This is a genomic window from Nostoc sp. PCC 7107 (genome assembly GCF_000316625.1).
Lineage (GTDB): Bacteria > Cyanobacteriota > Cyanobacteriia > Cyanobacteriales > Nostocaceae > Nostoc_B.
In genome coordinates this window covers 859,063-879,886 of sequence record NC_019676.1, presented here as the reverse complement: position 1 = coordinate 879,886, position 20,824 = coordinate 859,063, and the positions used below count along the sequence as shown (strand labels likewise).

General features: G+C 39.9%; 16 protein-coding genes. 4 read left to right on the top strand and 12 right to left on the bottom strand.

Translation table 11 applies throughout. The annotated features are described in order from the left end of the window. Positions 1–3: 3 nt before the first annotated feature. Both NOS7107_RS03695 and NOS7107_RS03690 read left to right on the top strand, forming a co-directional pair. A complete protein-coding gene (locus NOS7107_RS03695) occupies positions 4–1,005 on the top strand; it encodes an LLM class flavin-dependent oxidoreductase (protein ID WP_015111647.1) in 1,002 nt (333 codons plus the stop codon). Further along, entirely contained in the window at positions 998–1,369 is a 372-nt protein-coding gene (locus NOS7107_RS03690) for a hypothetical protein (RefSeq protein ID WP_015111646.1), read from the top strand. The genes NOS7107_RS03695 and NOS7107_RS03690 overlap by 8 nt, the downstream gene beginning before the upstream one ends. A 117-nt stretch (positions 1,370–1,486) precedes the next feature. Here NOS7107_RS03690 and NOS7107_RS03685 read toward each other — a convergent pair whose 3' ends face one another. The 3 genes from NOS7107_RS03685 to dnaK form a co-directional block, all read right to left on the bottom strand. Then, complete coding sequence (locus tag NOS7107_RS03685) at positions 1,487–2,575, bottom strand: ATP-binding protein (protein ID WP_015111645.1); 1,089 nt, start codon at positions 2,573–2,575, stop codon at positions 1,487–1,489. A gap of 6 nt (positions 2,576–2,581) precedes the next feature. Continuing rightward, positions 2,582–3,739 (bottom strand): FIST signal transduction protein, encoded by a 1,158-nt coding sequence (locus NOS7107_RS03680; protein ID WP_015111644.1) that lies wholly within the window; start codon positions 3,737–3,739, stop codon positions 2,582–2,584. A gap of 435 nt (positions 3,740–4,174) precedes the next feature. Further along, positions 4,175–6,082 (bottom strand): molecular chaperone DnaK, encoded by a 1,908-nt coding sequence (gene dnaK, locus NOS7107_RS03675; RefSeq protein WP_015111643.1) that lies wholly within the window; start codon positions 6,080–6,082, stop codon positions 4,175–4,177. 487 nt (positions 6,083–6,569) lie between these two features. Between dnaK and NOS7107_RS03670 the strand changes: the two genes are divergently transcribed. Continuing rightward, complete coding sequence (locus tag NOS7107_RS03670) at positions 6,570–7,562, top strand: ADP-ribosylglycohydrolase family protein (protein ID WP_015111642.1); 993 nt, start codon at positions 6,570–6,572, stop codon at positions 7,560–7,562. 181 nt (positions 7,563–7,743) lie between these two features. Here the strand turns inward: NOS7107_RS03670 and NOS7107_RS03665 are convergent, their stop codons facing one another. The 3 genes from NOS7107_RS03665 to NOS7107_RS03655 form a co-directional block, all read right to left on the bottom strand. Continuing rightward, positions 7,744–9,240 carry an HlyD family efflux transporter periplasmic adaptor subunit gene (locus NOS7107_RS03665; RefSeq protein ID WP_015111641.1) on the bottom strand — a complete coding sequence of 499 codons (1,497 nt, stop codon included), beginning with the start codon at positions 9,238–9,240 and terminating at the stop codon, positions 7,744–7,746. A gap of 88 nt (positions 9,241–9,328) precedes the next feature. Then, positions 9,329–10,204, bottom strand: coding sequence for an SDR family oxidoreductase (locus NOS7107_RS03660; protein WP_015111640.1), 876 nt, complete (start codon positions 10,202–10,204; stop codon positions 9,329–9,331). 309 nt (positions 10,205–10,513) lie between these two features. Next, positions 10,514–11,584 (bottom strand): hypothetical protein, encoded by a 1,071-nt coding sequence (locus NOS7107_RS03655; protein WP_015111639.1) that lies wholly within the window; start codon positions 11,582–11,584, stop codon positions 10,514–10,516. 501 nt (positions 11,585–12,085) lie between these two features. Between NOS7107_RS03655 and NOS7107_RS03650 the strand changes: the two genes are divergently transcribed. Next, positions 12,086–13,534: an AAA-like domain-containing protein gene (locus NOS7107_RS03650; RefSeq protein WP_015111638.1), complete on the top strand. Its 1,449-nt coding sequence runs from the start codon at positions 12,086–12,088 to the stop codon at positions 13,532–13,534. 133 nt (positions 13,535–13,667) lie between these two features. On the opposite strand, the gene NOS7107_RS03645 is transcribed toward NOS7107_RS03650, so the two are convergent. The 6 genes from NOS7107_RS03645 to devC form a co-directional block, all read right to left on the bottom strand. Continuing rightward, positions 13,668–14,936, bottom strand: coding sequence for a glycosyltransferase (locus NOS7107_RS03645; RefSeq protein WP_015111637.1), 1,269 nt, complete (start codon positions 14,934–14,936; stop codon positions 13,668–13,670). 146 nt (positions 14,937–15,082) lie between these two features. Further along, a complete protein-coding gene (locus tag NOS7107_RS03640; protein ID WP_015111636.1) occupies positions 15,083–16,342 on the bottom strand; it encodes a glycosyltransferase family 2 protein in 1,260 nt (419 codons plus the stop codon). A gap of 179 nt (positions 16,343–16,521) precedes the next feature. Continuing rightward, entirely contained in the window at positions 16,522–17,781 is a 1,260-nt protein-coding gene (locus NOS7107_RS03635) for a glycosyltransferase family 2 protein (protein ID WP_015111635.1), read from the bottom strand. Between the two features lie 69 nt (positions 17,782–17,850). Next, the gene (locus tag NOS7107_RS03630) at positions 17,851–18,318 is read right to left on the bottom strand and encodes a DUF2141 domain-containing protein (protein WP_015111634.1); all 468 of its coding nucleotides are present in this window, start codon (positions 18,316–18,318) and stop codon (positions 17,851–17,853) included. Between the two features lie 165 nt (positions 18,319–18,483). Further along, positions 18,484–19,485 carry an NAD(P)-dependent oxidoreductase gene (locus NOS7107_RS03625; RefSeq protein WP_015111633.1) on the bottom strand — a complete coding sequence of 334 codons (1,002 nt, stop codon included), beginning with the start codon at positions 19,483–19,485 and terminating at the stop codon, positions 18,484–18,486. 91 nt (positions 19,486–19,576) lie between these two features. Beyond that, entirely contained in the window at positions 19,577–20,755 is a 1,179-nt protein-coding gene (gene devC, locus NOS7107_RS03620) for an ABC transporter permease DevC (RefSeq protein ID WP_015111632.1), read from the bottom strand. Between the last annotated feature and the right edge of the window lie 69 nt (positions 20,756–20,824).

Genomic DNA, 20,824 nt, shown 5'->3' with positions numbered 1-20,824 from the left:
ACAATGAAAATTGGACTTTTCTGCAATTACGAAAATTATCACCAAAATGCCCGTCGGGCAATTTTTGAGCAAGTCGCTTTAGTTAGACAAGCCGAAAGCCTAAACTTTGCCGAAGCTTGGGTAAGTGAACATCATTTTAGTGAAATTAATATCAGTTCTTCCATGCTGCTATTAATGGCACATCTAGCTGGTGTCACCTCAACAATTCGCTTAGGCACAGCGGCGGTTTTACTGCCATTTCACAACCCCATTCGGGTAGCAGAAGATATTGCTACTTTGGATAATTTGTGTAATGGCAGATTATTATTTGGAGTGGCCAAAGGCGGGCCTTTTCCTCAGCAAAATAAACATTTTGGCATTTCAATGGGAGAATCTCGCGCCAGAATGTTAGAGGGAATAGCATTAATTCACAAGTTGTTATATGAAAATGAAGTTTCATTTCATGGACAACATTATCAATGCGATCGCCTCACAGTTTACCCAAAACCTTTGCAACAGCAAATCCCTGTATACATAGCCAGTGGTGATGACAGCAGCATAGAATTCGCGGCTCAAAATTCCTTTAGCTTAATGGGAGGGCCACCCTTTGCGCTAGAGAGATTAAAAAAGACTCTCAGCCAATATCGAGATATTAATCCCAGTGGTGCAGACAATTTTGTCTTAGCGCGGTTCTTTTTTGTTGGACAAACAAACGCAGATGCTATCACCGAAGCTATGCCTTTTATCCGCCAATTTAGCCAAAAAATGAAAGCTAATTCGGCAGTAGTAATGCAGAATAGTTCCAATGGTCATAAGGCATTTGACCGCAGCAACATTTGTTTTGACAAAGATTATTTGATTGAAAATTCAGTCATTGGTGATCCTATCACTTGTCGAGACAAAATCAAAAAATTTCATGACGAATTGAATCTAGGTACATTAGCGCTCAAACCGACATCGTTTGATATGCAAAAAAACATCGAAAGTTTGCAGCGCTACAACCAAGAGGTACGCAATTATGTCTAAATTAAATTTGCTTCCACCCGATGATTTACCTCCAATAAAGGTAACAAAAGAGGATGGAATGCTGCACCTAGAGCTAGAGCAATCGATTGGTAGATGTTTTTATTACAGTTGCGATCGCATTACTCAAGCTTTACTAAATAGTTGTCAGTGGTATCTTACTGATAAAAACACCAAAGTGATGTTAGTCATTGATTGCCCTGACATCGTATCTTACTGGCATATAGTCAGCAATATTCCCCAATTAGGTAATAGATTAGAGAGATTTACAACTAATGCCAAAATCAAAGTTTATCCGCCTTTTGGTAAAGGTGAGCCATTAGAAATTAGTGTGAATCAAATCTCTGCTTATCGAGATTGGCTGTAAATCATATTTACTAAATTCAGAAACCCAGTTTTTGCACAAAAGCTGGGTTTTCTTTATAGATAACTTACCTAATAAATAAAAGAGCGATCGCATTTAATCTAGAAACACAATATATGGCTACACCAGTTGTAAAGGTATCATAATCATAAATTCCGTACCTACGCCAGGAATAGATTGACATTCTAGCTGCCCTTGATGAGTTTCCACAATTATTTGATAACTAATAGAAAGCCCCAAACCTGTACCTTTACCAACTGGTTTAGTAGTGAAGAAAGGATTAAATATTTGTTGTGTTATTTTTTCATCAATTCCAATCCCATTATCACTTATACGAATGGAAACCCAGTTATTGATTAATTCTGTAGTAATCTTGATAGTGGGAGTAAAAGTTGCAATTTGCAGTGTAGCTAAACTACTTGTTTTAGAACAACTGTGCTGACTATAACTTAATTTCTGCTCTAAAGCATCAATAGCATTGCTAATAATATTTATTAATACTTGATTCAGCTTACTGGCATAACACTCTACCCTGGGTAAATTGCCGTATTCTTTAATAATTAGAATTGCTGAGGAACCGAGTTGAGAATTTAAGCGGTTTTGCAGAATCATCAATGTGCTATCAATACCTTCATGAATATTTACTTTTTTTATTTCTGCTTCATCCAATCTAGAGAAACTACGTAAAGAGCGAACAATCTCACTAATCCTTTGACTCCCTATTTCCATAGACTGTAAAACTTGTACAAAATCTTTTTTGATAAACTCCAAATCTATTTTTTTGATTTTATCGGCTATAGTTATAACCGGATTTGGATAAGATTCTTGATAGCATTTTAGTAGTTCTAAAATTTCCTCAGCATATTGAGTAACATAGTTAATATTGCCATAAATAAAATTTACTGGATTATTGATTTCATGGGCAATACCAGCTACTAAAACTCCTAAAGCAGACATCTTTTCAGATTCTACTAATTTACTTTGCATAGCGCGTAGCTTTCTTAAAGTTTCCTCCAAGTTTCGTCTTTGTTCTTCTAAAGTTTGTTGTGAATCACGTAATTCATCAATTACCTTGAGAAATAAAGCCTCTTTTTTCTCATTGGTTTCCTCTAATGCAATTCTTAAAGATTCAGAGCGATCTAGTTTTTTCTGGAGAATGCGATTGGCTTTTTCCAGTTGTTTAATTCTTTGCTCATAATCTAATTGCATAAATTTTTAATTTATTCCTATCAAAAGGGTGACAAAAGTTTCATGATGAAGTCTAGTTTCACTACCATCATTTAACGGTGAAATTTCACCATGAGTATAAAAACCACAACCAGGAATTTCTGCTGTTAAAAATTCCTGAGCCAGCTGATATTCCTCGATTGTGCGTGTACCTAGTAATAGCCGACGAGCCGCACAAGAAAAAAATAAAGCTGCATCTGGCTGTTTACCAGGGTAATTATTTAAAGCATTTTTAATTGATGTTTTCGCAGCACCTAAAATCTCATCACGACTTGCTTGTGCTATTTGCACAAAAGTATCTACAGGAACTTCTCCTAAAAAAGTGATGCTACCATTTTCAGGATTATAAATGCTAGGCGCACGCATATAAAATTCTTCAGTTTCTGATTCAAAAACTGCTAAAGGATATTCACCAGAAGGAGGAAGACCACCTAAATAATGATGATAAAAATCTAATGCTGGTTTGCTATTAATTTCATAGAGAATGTTTTTATTAACCTTCGTAACTTTGCCTTTTTTTCCTAGAGGATGCCAACCACTCGCTACTCCTTGAGAAAACAAGAAATTGCCAGAAAATATCAATACAGGAACAGAATCACTGAGAATTTCTGTTTGAAAAAATTGATAAGTCTTTTCAAATTTCCATTGATCGGCAGTTAATCCACCAAAAATAGGAATATCTTTCCCCAAAGCGACTTTTAAGCCTTCAACAATCGCTACCCCATCAACTGTTAAACTTTCAGGGAAAGTTAAACATAATTGAGAGAGAGACGGATGTTTAATTTTTGCTTTTGCTTGTTCTACAGCTTGTTTTGTAGCTAACATTGGGTCTTGTGATAAATTTCTACCCAATCCTGCATGAATTTCAATTTCATCAGCACAAAATAGCATTAAAGCTAGAGAATCTTGCTGAAACTTTAATAATGAAGACATTTCGGCATCGCTAGTACCACCAATTAACTCAATTCCTGGAAAAGCCAGCACAATTTCTTGCAAAATAAGTGCATAATCAAAGTCTATTGCGGCAAACAAAATACCAGCTTGAGGACGTTTTTCACTTAAAGTATCTTGACATTGCCCGATAACTTCAGTAATCGCCGCTAAAGAATCAGGGTCATTACTATGGCCAACTACTACATTCAGCATATATATATCTGGTCTGGAATTTTTCTACCGTGAATTTATTATTCCCAAACCAGATTGCTTTTATAAAGCCGACTATAAATTTATTGAGGATAAAATAAGCATTCTTTCGCTATCTTATCGATAAATAACTTCGCCTACCTTTGTCCTACAATTTCTGGGTGAGCAACTGTTCCCCAATCGCTCACCCACCAGCCTTGGTTAATATTTACCAGATTAACAGAGGCGATCGCATTTTCTCGAAGTCTTCAAGGTGTTGCAGGATATGACATATAAAAATTTGAGATTGAGAATTGTTGATGTCTAAAAATCGCAACAAGGCTTTTAAATCTGTAACCCATAACCATAACCTAATAAAAAAAATCCCCACCCAGGTGAATACCTAGATGGGAAATATTGAGTAGAGAATTTCTCACTTTCCCTACAACATTGGAGGAATTATTTGCTTTCAGTAAAATCTGCGTCAATTACATCATCACCGCTACCAGAGGAAGTAGAAGAACCGCCACCACCATCTTGAGGTTCAGCGCCAGGTGCAGCACCGCCAGCTTGTTGATAGATATTGCTACCAACCGCGAATAGCGCTTGTTGCAATTCTGGCATCAGCTTGGCAATTTGCTCATCATCTTCCTTAGCGACAGCTTCCCGCAGGTCTTTTATCAAACCTTCCACTTTGGTTTTGTCAGCAGCAGGTACTTTATCGCCTAATTCTTGCAGCTGCTTTTCCGCTTGGTATGACAAAGAATCAGCTTGGTTCTTGCGTTCAATTTTCTCACGACGTTCTTTGTCAGAGGACGCATTTTGTTCTGCTTCGCGTACCATCCGGTCAACATCATTTTTATCTAAGGTAGAAGCACCAGTAATGCTAATGGACTGTTCCTTACCAGTACCTTTATCCTTAGCAGTAACGTTGAGGATACCGTTAGCGTCAATGTCGAATACCACTTCGATTTGAGGTACGCCACGGGGCGCAGGAGGAATACCATCGAGGCGGAAGGTTCCCAAACTCTTGTTGTCGTTAGCAAATTCCCGTTCACCTTGGAGGACGTGAATTTCTACGTTGGTTTGACCATCCACAGCGGTGGAGAATACCTCTGATTTTTTGGTAGGAATTGTGGTGTTACGAGGAATAATCTTAGTCATCACACCGCCCAAGGTTTCCACACCCAAGGACAATGGTGTTACGTCTAACAACAAGATACCTGTAACATCACCAGCCAACACACCTGCTTGAATTGCCGCACCAACGGCTACTACTTCATCAGGGTTAACAGTTTGGTTAGGATCTCTACCCAAAATCCGCTTCACCAACTCTTGGACAGCGGGAATACGGGTGGAACCACCAACTAGCACTACTTCATCGATATCATTTTTGCTTAACTTGGCATCACGCAGCGCATTCTCTACCGGAATCCGAGAACGGTCAATCAAATCAGAGCAAAGTTCTTCAAACTTAGCGCGAGTCAGCGTTGTATCCAGGTGCTTTGGCCCATCCTGGGTAGCGGTGATAAATGGTAAGTTAATTTCCGCTTGGGTAACGCTAGAAAGCTCAATTTTGGCTTTTTCTGCGGCTTCAGTCAGACGTTGCAGTGCTTGTCTGTCTTTACGGAGGTCAATACCTTCGTCTTTGCGGAACTGTTCAGCCAAGAAATCAACAATTTTCTTATCGAAGTCGTCACCACCAAGGTGAGTATCACCAGAAGTAGCTAATACTTCAAATACGCCGTCGCCTACTTCGAGTACTGATACGTCGAATGTACCACCACCTAAGTCAAATACTAGAATGGTTTCATTGCTCTTCTTATCAAAGCCATAAGCCAGAGAAGCAGCTGTCGGTTCGTTGATAATCCGCAATACTTCAATTCCAGCGATTTTACCAGCGTCTTTTGTGGCTTGGCGTTGGGAGTCGTTGAAGTATGCAGGAACGGTAATTACTGCTTGGGTGACAGTTTCACCTAAATATTTGCTTGCGTCTTCTACTAATTTGCGGAGAACCTTGGCAGAAATCTCTTCAGGAGCAAATTGTTTGCCAGCGCCAGGAGAATCTAGCTTGACGTTACCACTGCTGCTGAGAACTTTATAAGAAACTTCTGTTGCTTCATTAGTCACTTCGTCGAAGCGACGACCGATAAAGCGCTTCACCGAGTAGAATGTATTCTCTGGGTTCATCACCGCTTGGCGTTTGGCAATTTGCCCTACCAACGTATCGCCATTCTTGGCAAACGCTACTACCGATGGTGTTGTCCGAAAACCTTCTGCATTAGCAATAACCGTGGGTTTACCACCTTCCATGACTGCGACGCAGGAGTTAGTTGTACCTAAGTCAATTCCAACTACTTTTGCCATTTTATGTGCTGGCTCCGTATAACTACAAATGAATGAATGGGAATATAAGGACTAAATCTTGAACCAACTGATTTATGAAAGCAGTTACTTCAGCATCAATGACCTTTAGCTCGGTTTTGTTGGGGTTATAGCCCCAAGTTCTGCTGATATATATACTGAGCTTGTATAGCCAGTCCATGAAGGGTGGTTTCCCGAACCTTATCTGGGACGGTTAATTTTAAAGTTTTGTTTAGTTGGTTCATGGATTAATTTGCTTTCACTTTGTCTAATTTATGAGAATTAATACATTGAGTAATTAGGGTGAACCGTAATCACCATGTGGTGTTTGCCGTCTTTAAACAACATTAATTCCAGAGGTACAGAGAATAAATCGGCTATAAAAGGAGTCTGTGCTTGATAAATTCAGTTAAAACGCGGATACTTACACTTACTCAAGGGTAGATATTTTAGCGTTTGTGTATTAAAAATTTAATTGAAAAAACTATTTATGCGTCGTGCCTCTGGATGTTTATTTGGGTTAGCCTTTGGTGATGCCTTGGGTGCCGCTACAGAATTTTTAAATGTGGAAGAAATTTGTCGTCGCTTTCCGCCAAATGGGCCGCAAGAAATTGTTGGTGATCCTGCACGCGTTACCGACGACACACAAATGACATTAGCCGTAGGGCAAGCCCTGATTGAGGTTGGTGTCGCAAACTTGAGCTTACCTAATTTAGAACCTGTTCTCAGACGCACTTTTGTTGAGTGGTTACATAGTCCAGACAATAATCGCGCCCCTGGAATGACTTGTTTGCAGGCTTGTGAATATCTGGAATCAGGTTTGCCTTGGCAACAAGCAACTAGACCCAACTCCAAAGGCTGTGGTGCAAATATGCGTGTTGTGCCTGTAGGTTTATTGCTAACAGATGATACAACCCGTGCGGCAGTTGCTCAATTCCAAGCAGCATTAACTCATGGTCATCCTACTGCCCTTACTGCTTCAGATTTAACCGCAGCCGCAATTACTTACCTTGTCAAGGGCGGCGAACCACAAAAATTGCCGAATCAACTCCGCAACTATGCTCTCAGTCAGCGATCGGTTTATCATGCTGATTGGCTGGATGATTTGTGGCAGCGTCCAGGTATTGAGACACCAGAAGAATTTATTAGTCGTGGCTGGGATGAGTGTTTAGCAGTACTCGACCGTCTTGATGCAGCATTAGTCAACCCCAACCGCGACATTGACCCCTGTTTAGCCATAGGTGAGGGTTGGGTAGCAGAAGAAGCCTTAGCTACAGGTCTATTATGCTTTTTGTTATTTCCAGAGGAACCTTTAGCTGCTTTGCGACGCGCTGCACTCACAGCAGGTGATTCTGACTCCATTGCTTGTTTAGCAGGTGCTTTTGCTGGAGCATATTTAGGAATGGCAGCATGGCCAGAAGATTGGGTAGTTCGCATTGAATACCGCGACCAATTGGCGGCCTTGTGCAAAGTTTGGGATTAACAGTTATGGCAGGAGGCAGAAGGCAGGAGGGAGAGTCTTACTATTTCTGGCATTCAAGCTTTCAAGTTGTCATAACATATCTGACTATCGCTACATAAATTATTTTTGGACAACAAGATCCCCGACTTTTTAAAAAAGTCGGGGATCTGAGCCTCTCGATTTTTACAATGCAAAAATTATACTACCTGACAGAAAAAGCTTCGCTAAATCTGCGAGTTACAGGTTCGACAATGAAAGTTAAAATTGATTTCTTGCGAGTGACAATTTCCCCTGTAGCAACCATACCAGGAGTAAATACAACTTCTTTACCCCGCACATTTAAGGAATGTTTATTCATTTGAATTCTGGTGGGGAAAACTAACCCTAATTCTTTATCAACTACGGCATTCGGGCTAACTTGTGCTACTGTGCCAGCAATGGTACCGAATTCCTGGAAAGGGAAAGTAGCCATTTTGACTTTTACTTTCATACCTGGACGAATGAAACCAATATCGCGGTTGAGAACTTTTACTTCTAGCTGCAATTCTTCTCCATCCGGCAAGATAGATAGTAATTCTTCCCCTGATTGTACGGGGCCTTTGGTTGCCTTAATTCTGTAGATTGTACCAGCTACAGGAGCTTTGATGGTTTCGCCTTCTTGTTGCTTTTTCGCTTGGGCTAATTGACCGGAGACGGTGGTTAATTCTTCTTTACGCTGATTCATTTGAGTCAAAATTTCGCTTTGACGTTCAGATGATAAACGTTGTACTTGATTACGCGCTGCCTGAAAAGCTTGTTCTGCTTGGCGAATTTCTTGGCCTTGGGCTGCAATATCTTTTCCTAAAGATAAGACGCGATCTTGCGCTTCTGCAACTTTATTGTTGGCGTTAGTCACTTCATCTTCTGAGCGGGTGACATCGGTATTGGCGCGATTTAATCTTTCTTGTGCTTCTAAGTAATCAACTCTGGGGACAGCGCCAGGAGTAATCAATGTGCGGAGTTTTTCTTCTCGATTTTGGGCGATCGCTAATGCTTCTTTGACTCTTTCACGGATACTTTTAGCATTAGCTAAGTTGATTTGGGAATTAACTAAGGCACTTTTAGCTGTATCTAAATTTTCTCGCAAGCGAGCCAAGCGCACTTTTGCTTGATCAATAAGGGCGCGTTGGCGATTGGCTTCGGCTTCTGCGGCTGATTGACGCGCTTGATAATTGCCTAAACGCGCCGTTAAAAGTTGATCTTGGAGTGTCTCACCAGTGCTTTTACCACCGATGCGTTCTACATCCAAACGGTCTAAGTCATCCTTAATTAATTTGGTAGATTCTGAAAGGCGGTTCACGTCTGTTTTTTGGAAATCGGGGTCGCGTTGAATTAACACTTGATTTTTAGTAACGCGATCGCCTTCTCTGACTTTCACTGCCATAATCATCCCATTCCCCAGAGATGTCACTGGTCTGACTTGAGTCGAAGCAATAAGTTCTCCTTGAGCTATCGCCACTTCATCGATTTCCGAGAAATGCGCCCAAGCGATCGTCCCAAATAAAGCTACACTGATAGTCCCTGCTAACAATCTTGTATAAAGCGGTGGCAATTCTTGAACTGCCTTACCTAATTCATAAGACAGTTGATCCTCTGGCTTGGCGAATCGCTGTTTTGTTTGACGCGCTTGAGCAGCATTAGCAACTAGGGGAGAGGTCATAAAATCTTAATGTTATTTGTTCTTTGTCAATTGTCCTGAGTCATTAGTCATATTTCCGGATGTTCATGACTCAGGAATAATATTTACTTCAAACTGCTAAATAGCGTCGTAAAAAACTTTCTAAGGTTTCCAAGGGAAAATCAAAAATTCTCTCTAAGTTGGCTATTTCCTCTTTTTTACAGAAAAATTCATTAGATAGCAACGTCTGATAAGTCCCCAAAGCTTTTTGTGTTTGCGGATTTAACAAACCGATAACATTTCTTAACCCATCAAGTACAAATACTGGCGGGTTAATAACTATCGGTTGTTTGTTAAAAATCCGACCAAATATCCGAGGAATATCTTCCCGGTGTAAAATTTCTGGCCCCCCTACTGGCAATATTTGGTTACGCGCCGCTGGAACTTTGACAGAATCCACGATCATTTTTGCCAAATCGTCTGTACTGACAATTGAGCTACGGTTTTGGCGATCGCCAATTAGTAAATATAACCCTGTGTCTCGAAACTGTTCCGCCAATGGCAGCAAATTTGATGCTAGTCCAGCTGGGCGGAAAATTGTGTAATTTAAGCCACTATCTATCAAATATCGTTCTACTGCATGTTTGGCTTTAAATACAGGCGCATCTTCATAACCGCGATCTACTCCCAATACAGAAACAAAGACAAAATGCTTAACTTGATTAGCTTTTGCTTGATCAATTAGTTCTATGTTGGCGCGGTAGTCAAGAGATAAAGCATCACTATTAGAACCGTGAGCGCTGATAATATATTTAACACCTTGAGTAGCCTTCTCAATATCTTTTTCTTGGCGCAAATCGCCGATGAAGATGTCTGCACCCCGATGTTCTAACTCACTGTAACGTGAGGTAAGCCGCACAAATACCCTCACTGATTGTTCCTGCTGGCGTAGCAGTCGCACAACACGACGACCAATTCCCCCCGTTGCTCCTGTTACTAAAAACATATAAATACCTAAAATTAATATACTTAGAATCCATAAATGGATTCTTGAACATCAAGTATGAGCATATTTGTATATTAACTAGGACTTACGCCACGAGAGAATAAATCATCGATTTTAGCGATCGCTCATTTACTCAGTAATAGAACGATTATTTTACGTATTATTTATAACTTTTATTACATCTCCTTTAACGTCAGCACAAAACATAAGGTGGGTTACACTGTTGCTAACCCACCGAATTTGAAATTAATAATAGTGGTGGTGTGTTTCCTTGTTAACGCACCTTACAAGATAGGCGATCGCACCACCTTACTTTTTGCACACTAGGTTTGTGTATTTGACATCTACGAAAGCCGATAATTCATTATCAGCTGCCACTGACTGTGGTGGCGCATTGTCTTTGATTGCTTTAACGATTGCGTCCATTGCCGCAGCACAAGCAATCGCTGAGGCACCTATAACTTTAAATGTACGTGTTGCTGTATTCAAGTCAGAAAAACTGCTAATGACAACGTTTGCAGCGCTTGCAATTAACGCTTGGTGATTATAAGCCCAGGTTGCTACTGTTAGAGTGCCAAAAACTAACGTAGCCGTAAATCCAGAATCAATTAATATTCCTCTTTCCGACTCAATAGCGTTCAACGTCCTGAGAACGCTATTTGCATAACTCTTTAAAGTAGGCCGATAGCTACTTATCATTGAATCATATATGCTATCGCCTTTCTTTAATGGCGATGTCGAGCCGCTAGGCCCATTCCATCCCTTGTTTGTATCATATGAGATGTTGGTTGATGTTATACCAACCAATGTAATGATTAAGCCAGGTGAAAATGCTTGTGTGATAATTGTGCCTTTATTTATTGATTGGGTCGATAATACCATTGAAATGGTTTCGATTGGTATAAAAGAAGCACTACCTCCAGCCCCAGTTATTGACTGAACAACGATATAATCGGGGTCTGTGTCAACTTTCTGTGAAACATAGAAGTTATTGACTATGGATGGACTGTTTTCGATGGTAAATGCGCTGGGTTGACCAGATTGGGTCGGGTTTGGATTCCATTGCACCCCTTCATAGATGTAATTGTTCCCTAAACTAACTGGTTGGATGTTATCACTGGTAACGAATGGATTTGTTCCACTTACAACAACGCCGTTCTGTAATTGCGAGGTTGTCTCTCCTATATATAAGTTCTCTTGCCAGGAGATATCTATCTTGCTTTGATTATAAAGTGCATCGCCGGTTACAGAAACCCATACCGTACTTTGAGCACCCTTACCTGCATCAACTCCTTTGAATACATAAAGACTGTATCCTTTGTTTTGGAGATATTGTCTAGTTGTAGAATCCATAGAAAGAGATACGGTATACTGTGTCATCTTTATTTGCCTCTCATAATTTAGATTAGACTGCATCAGCAATTAGCAAAATGCTTATTGGGTAAATGTTTAAAAACAAATGTAAATAGAACAACAAGCCAAGGTGGATAAATAGTTGGTGTCGATTTTTACATTCCCGATTCTGTCTGTTGCTTATGACTCAATAATGCGGATTTTCTGCTATCAACACCACCAAAGTTTGCAACTTTAAGAAAAAAGTTAAGCATTGAGCATCAGCAATTACCCAAAGTCGTTTGTTATCTCAGTTGTAGTTATTGAGGATTTAAGTACTTTACAAACTTTAATTAATTTTGTCCTTAACTTTGGAAAAAAACAAAATTTAAGAAATATGCTGCCGCTATTACTAAATAACATCTAATGATGCAAAAGTTTGATGATATGTTTTTCGGAATTTGTTCTGTACGCTTTGTAAGCATACTAGTCATCTATTTAGTAAGCAGATGACCAAACAAATTTTTAAATTTTACTAATAGTAAAAAAATGCAATTGCAATGCAAAAATAATGTACGGCGGCGGGGTGCAATCCTTACGGCTCAAGGTTTAAAAAAACTCAATCAGGCAAAAGCTGAGGTAGAAGTTCAGCAAAACTTTAAGCGATGTACTCTCGAAGATTTGAGTGAAAAAACAGGTTTAACTCCCAATACTCTCAGCAAAGTCTTTACTGGCTCAGTGGGAGTTGATAAACGAACTTTGGAGTGCTGTTTCCACGCCTTTAATTTGACTTTATTAAAGGAGGATTATCTTTACTTGTTACCTGAACAAGACGATTTTGCAAAGATTAGTTCAATTACCTCTGCGGAAATCAGCTTTCCGATTACATCAATCTGTGATCGCAACAATACTCACAAAATTTACAACATGGAACGACTACAAGACTATTTCCAACCTCGTCCCCTGACTCCACCAGGGGGACAGATGCCTTTGGATTCAGTCTTCTATATTCATCGTCCCATTCTTGAATCGCTCTGTTACGAAGCTATTCACCAATCAGGTGCATCAATCAATATCCGCGCCCCCAAGCAAATGGGCAAAAGCTCCCTGATGACGCGCATCTTGGCTTACTCTAAAAACCTGGGATATCAAACAGTTTCTGTGAGCTTGCAACTTGCTAACGATGAGATTTTACACAACCTAGAACGCTTTCTCCAATGGTTCTGTGCCAGAGTTAGCAAGCAGCTAAACCTACCAAATACAATTGCCAATTTTTGGGATGATACCTTGGGTAGCAAATCGAACGCGACAGATTACTTTGAGGATGTGATTTTAGCTAACCTAAATCGCCCTTTAGTGATTGCGATTGATGAACTTAATCAGCTATTTACTTACCCAGATATTGCTCGTGAATTTCTTTTACTTTTACGGACTTGGTGTGAGCAAGCTAAAGCAAGAGTGGTGGATAGCAATCCTTGGCATAACCTCCGATTGGTAACAGTTCATTCCACGGAACTCCAGATGAGCAATGTGATCAATCAATCCTTCCTAAATACTGGTCTAGTGATTGAGTTACCTGAATTTACACAAAACCAGGTGCAAGAATTAGCACATCGCTGGGGAGAAGAAATGACAGCACAACAAATTGAGAAGGCGATCGCTCTTTTGGGAGGACACCCCTATCGGTTGCAACTGGCATTTTACTATATACATCAGCAGACAATCACACTGGAAGAATTGTTAGAAAATTCTGCTGTTACCACCGCTATCTATGCAGACCATCTAGAACAGCAATGGTCAAATCTACAACACTATCCTCATCTATGGCCATCCTTTACAGACATCCTTCAGCAATCAAGTTCTATAGATTGTGATGCTGTGCAAGCTTCCCAATTGCAAAAGATGGGGTTAGTACATTTGTATGGTATAACAGCAAGTCTAGCCTGTGAGTTATTTCGTCCTTTTTTTCGCGATCGCCTACGGCAAATCAACAGTTAGGAAACTCCTATAAAAAGTCAGGATTTTGGCTCTCACAAATAATCAGGACTTACACAGCTTTGTGCGTAAGTCCTGATTATTTGGGATTGCTGTAGTTTTAACTAACTTGAATTGCTCATCATCTCTGGTTAAGTTATCCCACAGTTGTAGTTTCTACCTGTTGTGATGGTTGCACCAATTCATACAGTTTGGTTTCAAATTTTTGCATACCTGCTGACCAATCAAATTCCTGAATTGAGGAACGGGCTTGGCTGTTCATTGCTGCTTTAAGTTCAGGATTTGTCAGAATGGCAATTACTTGGTTCGCCAAATCTACAGGGTTATTAGGTTCACTTAAAAAACCATTAATTCCTGGAAAAACCTGTTCTAAGTTTCCGCCAGCGTTGGCTGCGACTAAAGGAGTTCCCGATGCTAAAGCTTCCATATTAGTTGTACAGAAGTTCTCGGTAACGGAGGGATTGACAAATATATCGGCGCGTGCAAACCAACCTAATAGTTCTTTCCCGTGAGATTCTCCCCACACAGTAATTCCATTAGGAAACTTTTCTGCACGTTTGCGGATTTCTTGATCTAGAGGGCCGCTACCGATAATTACTAAATGCACATCTGGAACTTTAGCTGCGATCAGTGGAAAGGCATCTATCAGTTGAGTGACGTTCTTTTCGGCAGTAACACGTCCGACAAACAACAATGTTGGTCGATGATCTTGGGGAATTGGGTTGTGAATAATGTTTTGGGGATGAAATTTTTCGCTATCAATTCCTTGATAAGGAACATATTCACTACGTTGGCATTTGAGATTTTTGTACTTATTCAGCAGTTCTCTAGAAGGAAATAAATTGACATCATAAGCTTCACTAAACTGCTGTGTGAGAAAAGGAACAATCAGACTAATCAAGCTAAAAAATTGATTGCCTAAATAATATTTGATGTAAGCAACAATATCTGTATGGAAAACTGAAATGATGGGGGTATGAGTTTGTTTTGCATATTCCACACCCACAGGACGACCATAACCTTGTAAAAAGCCCGAATATAATCCCCGCATTTGTGCAGCTTCTTCAACCACAATGATATCTGGTTGAAATTCTGCCAGTAGTTTAGTATCACTCCAATGGCGATAGTTTAGTGGTTGGGGTAAAGACTTATAAAAGATTAACGGCTCTGTGGGAAATGTGTAGGAAGAAAAAGCCGGAAAAGCCTTTAACTCATCTAGCCCAGGCATAGGGCGATCACTCACATTTTTAGGATACTTATTGTTGATTTCTGGATGGACAAGTAAAACTTGATGTCCTTGTTGTAGCAACCAGCGAACTCTTTGATGGACTGCAACGGAAACTCCTGTCAAGAAAGGAGGGTACAATCCTGTAAACAGCGCAATGCGTAGCTGTTGCTTTTGCATGATTTTAATTAGGTTGTTAATTTTTTCTGAGAGCGTAATCAGTCAGATTGCACACACCGAAAAACTGGAATTTGAGGATTTACGCATTGCTAAAAAGATTCCATACATCAATTCTAAATTCGGAATTCTAGCTGCTGAATTCTTCTTTAGAGAGAAACTTTGCGATCGCTTGGTTGATCTATGCTCTGATAAGGACGATATTCTACAAGGCGGATATTCCAAGGCCCTTGAACTTTATAGCTCACACCACGCCAATGGACTGTCGGCATCTGCAATGATGCTAACATTGCTAACCCATAAATCCATTGTGTGAATGGTAGAGCGATCGCAATTTTGCCAATCACAGCTGCTGATAGTCTTGTCACTTGTTGACCTTGAGCGCGAATTTCTGGCTGTACACTCAACTCTAAAAAGAGGATGAGCATAACTAAGGCCAACATATAAATCACATACCAACTCAGAGCTAAATTCGCGCTATCTCCATCTCCAATGAATAAAGCAACTAAAAATGCTACTAATAAAAGATTAGGAAGCAAAATTGTGAAAATCACATCCGTCGCTACAGCTATCCATAAAGGATGGTACAGGCGAGAAGATAACAATTGCCGTTGAAACCAGTATCTTAAACTTGGTAAATCGCACTCTTCCCGATTCAACATAATTAAAGCAGGCACAAATTTGACTCGGAGTTTATGCTTACTCAAGACACTACGAATCATCGTATCTTCGCCAAAGGCTTTACTCCATTTATCGAGTAGCCCTGTTTGCTGGATTACAGAGGTTTTGATAGCTAAAGTGCCTCCCCAAGGAATGCCATAGAGAAACATTTGCACAAGTGCAGAGACATTCCAGATATAACGCACTAAAGTACCCCAATATCTACCTGTTGGGATATACCAACGATTACCTGTTGTTGCGCCTATTTTAGGGTTATGGAGAGGGGTAACTAATTCCCGTAACCAATTGGGATGCACTACTGTATCAGCATCAACTAAAGCCACTACCTTGTATGACTCATCTAATTCTGAGACAGCTTGAATCAAAGAACTACATTTGAGACTGCAACTATTGCGGACTATTTGGAGTGGCTTAATGTCAACATTAGTTGCGCCTAGTTCATTGATAGTATTGTGAGCTATTTGCCATGCAGGGTCTTGGACACTATCAACAACCAACTTCAAATTATACTGAGGATAATTCTGATGAAGTAGCGATCGCAAGCAATTGGGTAAAAATGGATCAGCACCACGCAGACAAAGAATCACTGCCGTTTTTGGCAGTTCCTCATCTAGTAATGGGTGTTGTGGTCGTGAAGTTAAAGACCACAACAACGCCAACACTGAACACACCTGAAGAGCTAACCAAATCAATAAGCATCTAGACAAGAATATGATAAATTCATTCATTTTTGATAAACTCTACGCAATTGCATCGGAAAAATGAGCTATAAATAGCTCTTTTAATTCAGTTAAATAAACAGTCAATTGACGCAGGGCTTACACAGAGTTTGTCAGACAATTTTAGGATTTCAGATCCCCGACTTCTCTAAGAAGTCGGGGATCTTGTTCTAGCCTCCAGCCCCTAATCACAAAGATATTTTGCTATCTATTGGTTGATCCAAAAAATCATAAGCTTGGTATTCCACTAAGCGGATATTCCAAGGGCCTTGGACTCGGTAAATTGCGCCCCGCCATTTAACTGTTGATCTCAATAACGAAGAAATCAATGCTAAACCATATACCCATTGTGTTAAAGGAATAGCAAGCAACATTTTGAAGATTGTACCAACTGATAATTTTGCCACAGGCTGACCTTGAGCTAAAATCACTGGTTTAACGCCTATCTCTAGTGTCAGCATGAGTAAGAGTAGTCCCAGAGTATAGATGCTATAGGCGCGAAATAATAAAGCTGCTGTTTGCCATTGTTCACCCCACAACGACACTAGTAATAAAACAATGGTTATAGTTGGAAATAAAATGCTAGAAATGACATCACCAACTATAGCTATCCATTGAGGATGATAAAGTCGAGAGTATAAAAATAGCCGCTTGAGATGATCGATTAAGCCTAACAAATCAGACTCTTCACAATTGAGCATCATCAAAGAAGGCACAAACTTGATTTGCATTCCGTGTTTTTTGAGAACTTTGTGCATCATCAAGTCTTCATTCAAAACTTTTCCCCACATATCTAGCATTCCTGTCTGGCGCATTACTTCTGTTTTGATTGCCAAAGTACCACCCCAAGGAATGCCAAATAAGAACATCTGCACAACTGTAGATACATTACCTGAGTAGCGAACCACAGAACCCCAATACTTACCAGTTGGGACATACCAACGATTACCCGTTGTCGCCCCTATCTTGGAATTTGCCAGAGGGCTAACTAATTCTCGCAACCAGTTAGGATGAACTACCGTATCAGCATCGACAAAAGCCACAACTTCGTATGAATCATCTAATTCGGCAAAAACTTGCAAAAGGGCGCTGCACTTTAGGCTGCAATTGTGGCGAATTACCCTTAAATAGTTGATTTCAACGTTAGTTGCGCCTAGCTGATGAATAGTATCGTGGGCAATTTGCCATGCTGGGTCTGTTTGACTATCGACAACTAGCTTTAAATTGTATTGTGGATAATTTTGAGTTAGAAGCGATCTCAAACATTCAGATAAAAACGGATCGGCTCCACGTAAACAAAGAATCACCGCCGTTTTCGGTAGCTGTTCATCTGGTAATGAGTTTTTTCGGCTGAGGTGCAAGTACAACAAAAATACAAGTGCTAGACACACCTGAATAGCCAGCCAACCCAGCAAAGACTTAGACAGAAATATCGTCAATGCTTCCATGTAATTAGTGGGAAGGGGTATAAAGGTGCAAAGGGTGTAGAGGTGGTATAAAAAAAGTAAATTCTTCGTTTATGGGTCGAGAGAGTATTTCATGACGATATTGATGCTGGTGTTTTTATTAACCACAAAACTGGCATCACGAAATTTTGGTGTACCTGTTTGGACGGAAACAGTGGGATTTTTAGAAATGCCAAAGCCTTCTTTGGGGATACCAAAGAAGTCTGTATTGAGTTTGCGATCGCCATTTTGATCGTCAACAATAGCGACAGCATAAGTGCCATGTTTTAACCCTGGAAATTTCTTAATTACAGAAGTGCCTGTAATTTTAGTGCAGCCGCTTTGTACTTCACTTTTGCTACTCATGGGAAATCCTTTTTCCCCGGCGTAAATGCGAAAGCAAATATCACCTTTTTGGTGACGAATGTTGTTAACTGCAATGGTTAAAGTTGCGGTTTGTTCTGCGGTAACTGGTTTAATACAATAAATGCTGACTACAGAAGAAATGAGAAAGTAAGACCAACGTGCAATTTTACGCATGATGATTCATTCAGAAGTAATTTTGGTTATTTTTAAACGCAAAGTATCACTGAGGTTAACGCAGAGTCACGCAGAATATGAGTTCTAATTTATCTGTGTGCATCTGCGGTTAATTATTTCTGGCTAAACCTTGGTGAAAATAGATATGAGGGAATATGCTCAAAGCTATTTCACTAGTTTCTGGATATCAGTTTTTTGCACCCATGCTGATGTTTTGCGAAAGCCTTCTTCTAAATCAATTTTTGGTTTGTAATCTAACAATGTTTGGGCTTTAGCAATAGAATAAGCGTAGGGACGAGTCATAAAATCAACTGATTCTGGAAGAATGTCAGCTTTTTTACGGAATAGTTTTTGTCCTTGGCTGCGAATTTTGAGAAATAGTTTGATTTCATCTTTAGCAATAGACATGGGAGCCTGCAACCCTTCAGTTGCAGCCAAGCGCATAAAATACTCTTTCCAGGAAGTTTCTTGACCGTCGGTAATATTGAAAACTTCGCCATAAGCTTCTTTTTGGATGGCTAAAAAGATGGCATCAATCAGATTATCTATATATAAATGATTGATAACCCCTTTACCATCGTTAGCATAAGCGAATAGTTTTTGTCGCATCATCAATAATGGTCTGACTATCCAAGGGATACAACCAGGGCCGTAGACATCGCCAGCACGAATTACAATCACACCGAAATCTGGGGGAGAATTGAGGGGTAAGAGTTCTGCTTCTGCTTCGATTTTGGTCTGACAGTAAGGGTTATTGTCACCAGATAAACGGTCAGATTCAGTGATGTTATTGGGATAATCAAAGCCGTAGACCATCACACTGGAGAGGTGGACGAAAGTTTTTACTCCAGCACTTTTGGCTGCTTTGGCCATATTGATTGTACCGCTGACATTGATTTCCCGAAATTCTTTGATGGGGCCAGCTTCTTGAGTAAGTTGGGCGGTGTGGAGAACAATATCTACTCCCTGACAAGCTTTTTGGGCAATTTTAGAGTCAGTAATACTACCAACTATAACTTCTACACCTAGGTTTTGGGCTATGGTGCGATCGCTTGAACTTTGCAATCCGCGTACCTTCATTCCCTGCGTTATGGCTAACTCGGCTGCACGCAAACCGATAAAATCGTCAATCCCAGTAATCAGCAGGGTTTTGTTTTGTAGGTTCATCAGGAGTTATTATCTTACTAAAGTTTGATTTTTAGATAGAAAGTTGAAGGCTAAATATGAACGTTATTTCATGCTTTATACTTCGCACTTTTTAGAAAATATCTGCTGGGTCAGCAGAACGTAATTTATTGATAGCAAGTGCGCCAGAAGTAATGCACATTAAAACTGCTGAGATAAACACAATCAGAGCATTATTTGCTGTCATCATAATGGGTAATTTTGTAGATTCCATTGCAAAGTCATACAAAATTATAGAAGTCAAGAACCCTGGTATATATGAAGCAATTGCCAAGATTAAAGCTTGTTGAAAGACGACATTTAACAAATAAGAATTTGGATAGCCAATGGCTTTTAAAGTCGCATACGCAATAAATTGCGTTGCAATGTTACTGTAGAGAATTTGGTAAACAATTACTACACCGACAACAGAAGCCATCGTCAACATTAAGTTCAGAATGAAACCAATTGGTGTTCGGTCAGCCCAATATTGTTTCTCAAAATTGATAAAGCCTTGACGCGTAAATACCAAAACATCATTAGGTAAATTGGCTTGCAAATTTTCTAAAACTTTTTCTTTATCAGCATTAGGCTTCAAGGTAATCACACCTATGTCGATTTTTTCTGCTGGGCGAGTATTTGGATTTATCCGCAGAAAAGTTGAGTCACTGACAATTAAGTTACCATCTACACCAAAGGAAGGGCCTAAGCTAAATAATCCACCTACTCGCACGTTATAGCCAATGGGGCCATCAAAAGGAAAGATTTCAATTGTCTGTTCAGTATCTCCCTGGTCAAATTTGGCAGCAATTGGCCCAAACTCTGGTCGAGAATTCCGGTCAAATAACATGACATCAGGAATTTTAAGTTTGTCCAAATTTTGCTCAATCTCTGGGATATTCATCACAGGATTTCCTGGGTCAAAGCCAATCACATATATGGAATATTTCTCGCCAGTAGCAGGGTTTTTTAACTTGGCAAATTGCAAATACATGGGGCTAACAGATTCAACGCCTTCAAACCCCAAAGATTGATACAATCGAGTTCGAGAAAAGCTTTGACTAGATGTCAAAGACTTATATTGTGAACTAACTAAAAATAAATCTCCGCGTAAGCCTTGATGCACTGCGGTAGCGCTAGAATATAGTGCATCTTGAAAACCTAGCTGGACAAACATCAACAGCACAATAAAAGCAATCCCAGCTACAGCAACAACAAAACGAATCTTTTGTTGGACTAACTGTAGCCACGCTAAAGGAATCTTAAAATTCATGGATTCATTTGTGATTTGTCATTTGTGATTTGTCATTGGTCATTTTTTGTTTTGACTTTTGACTCTTGA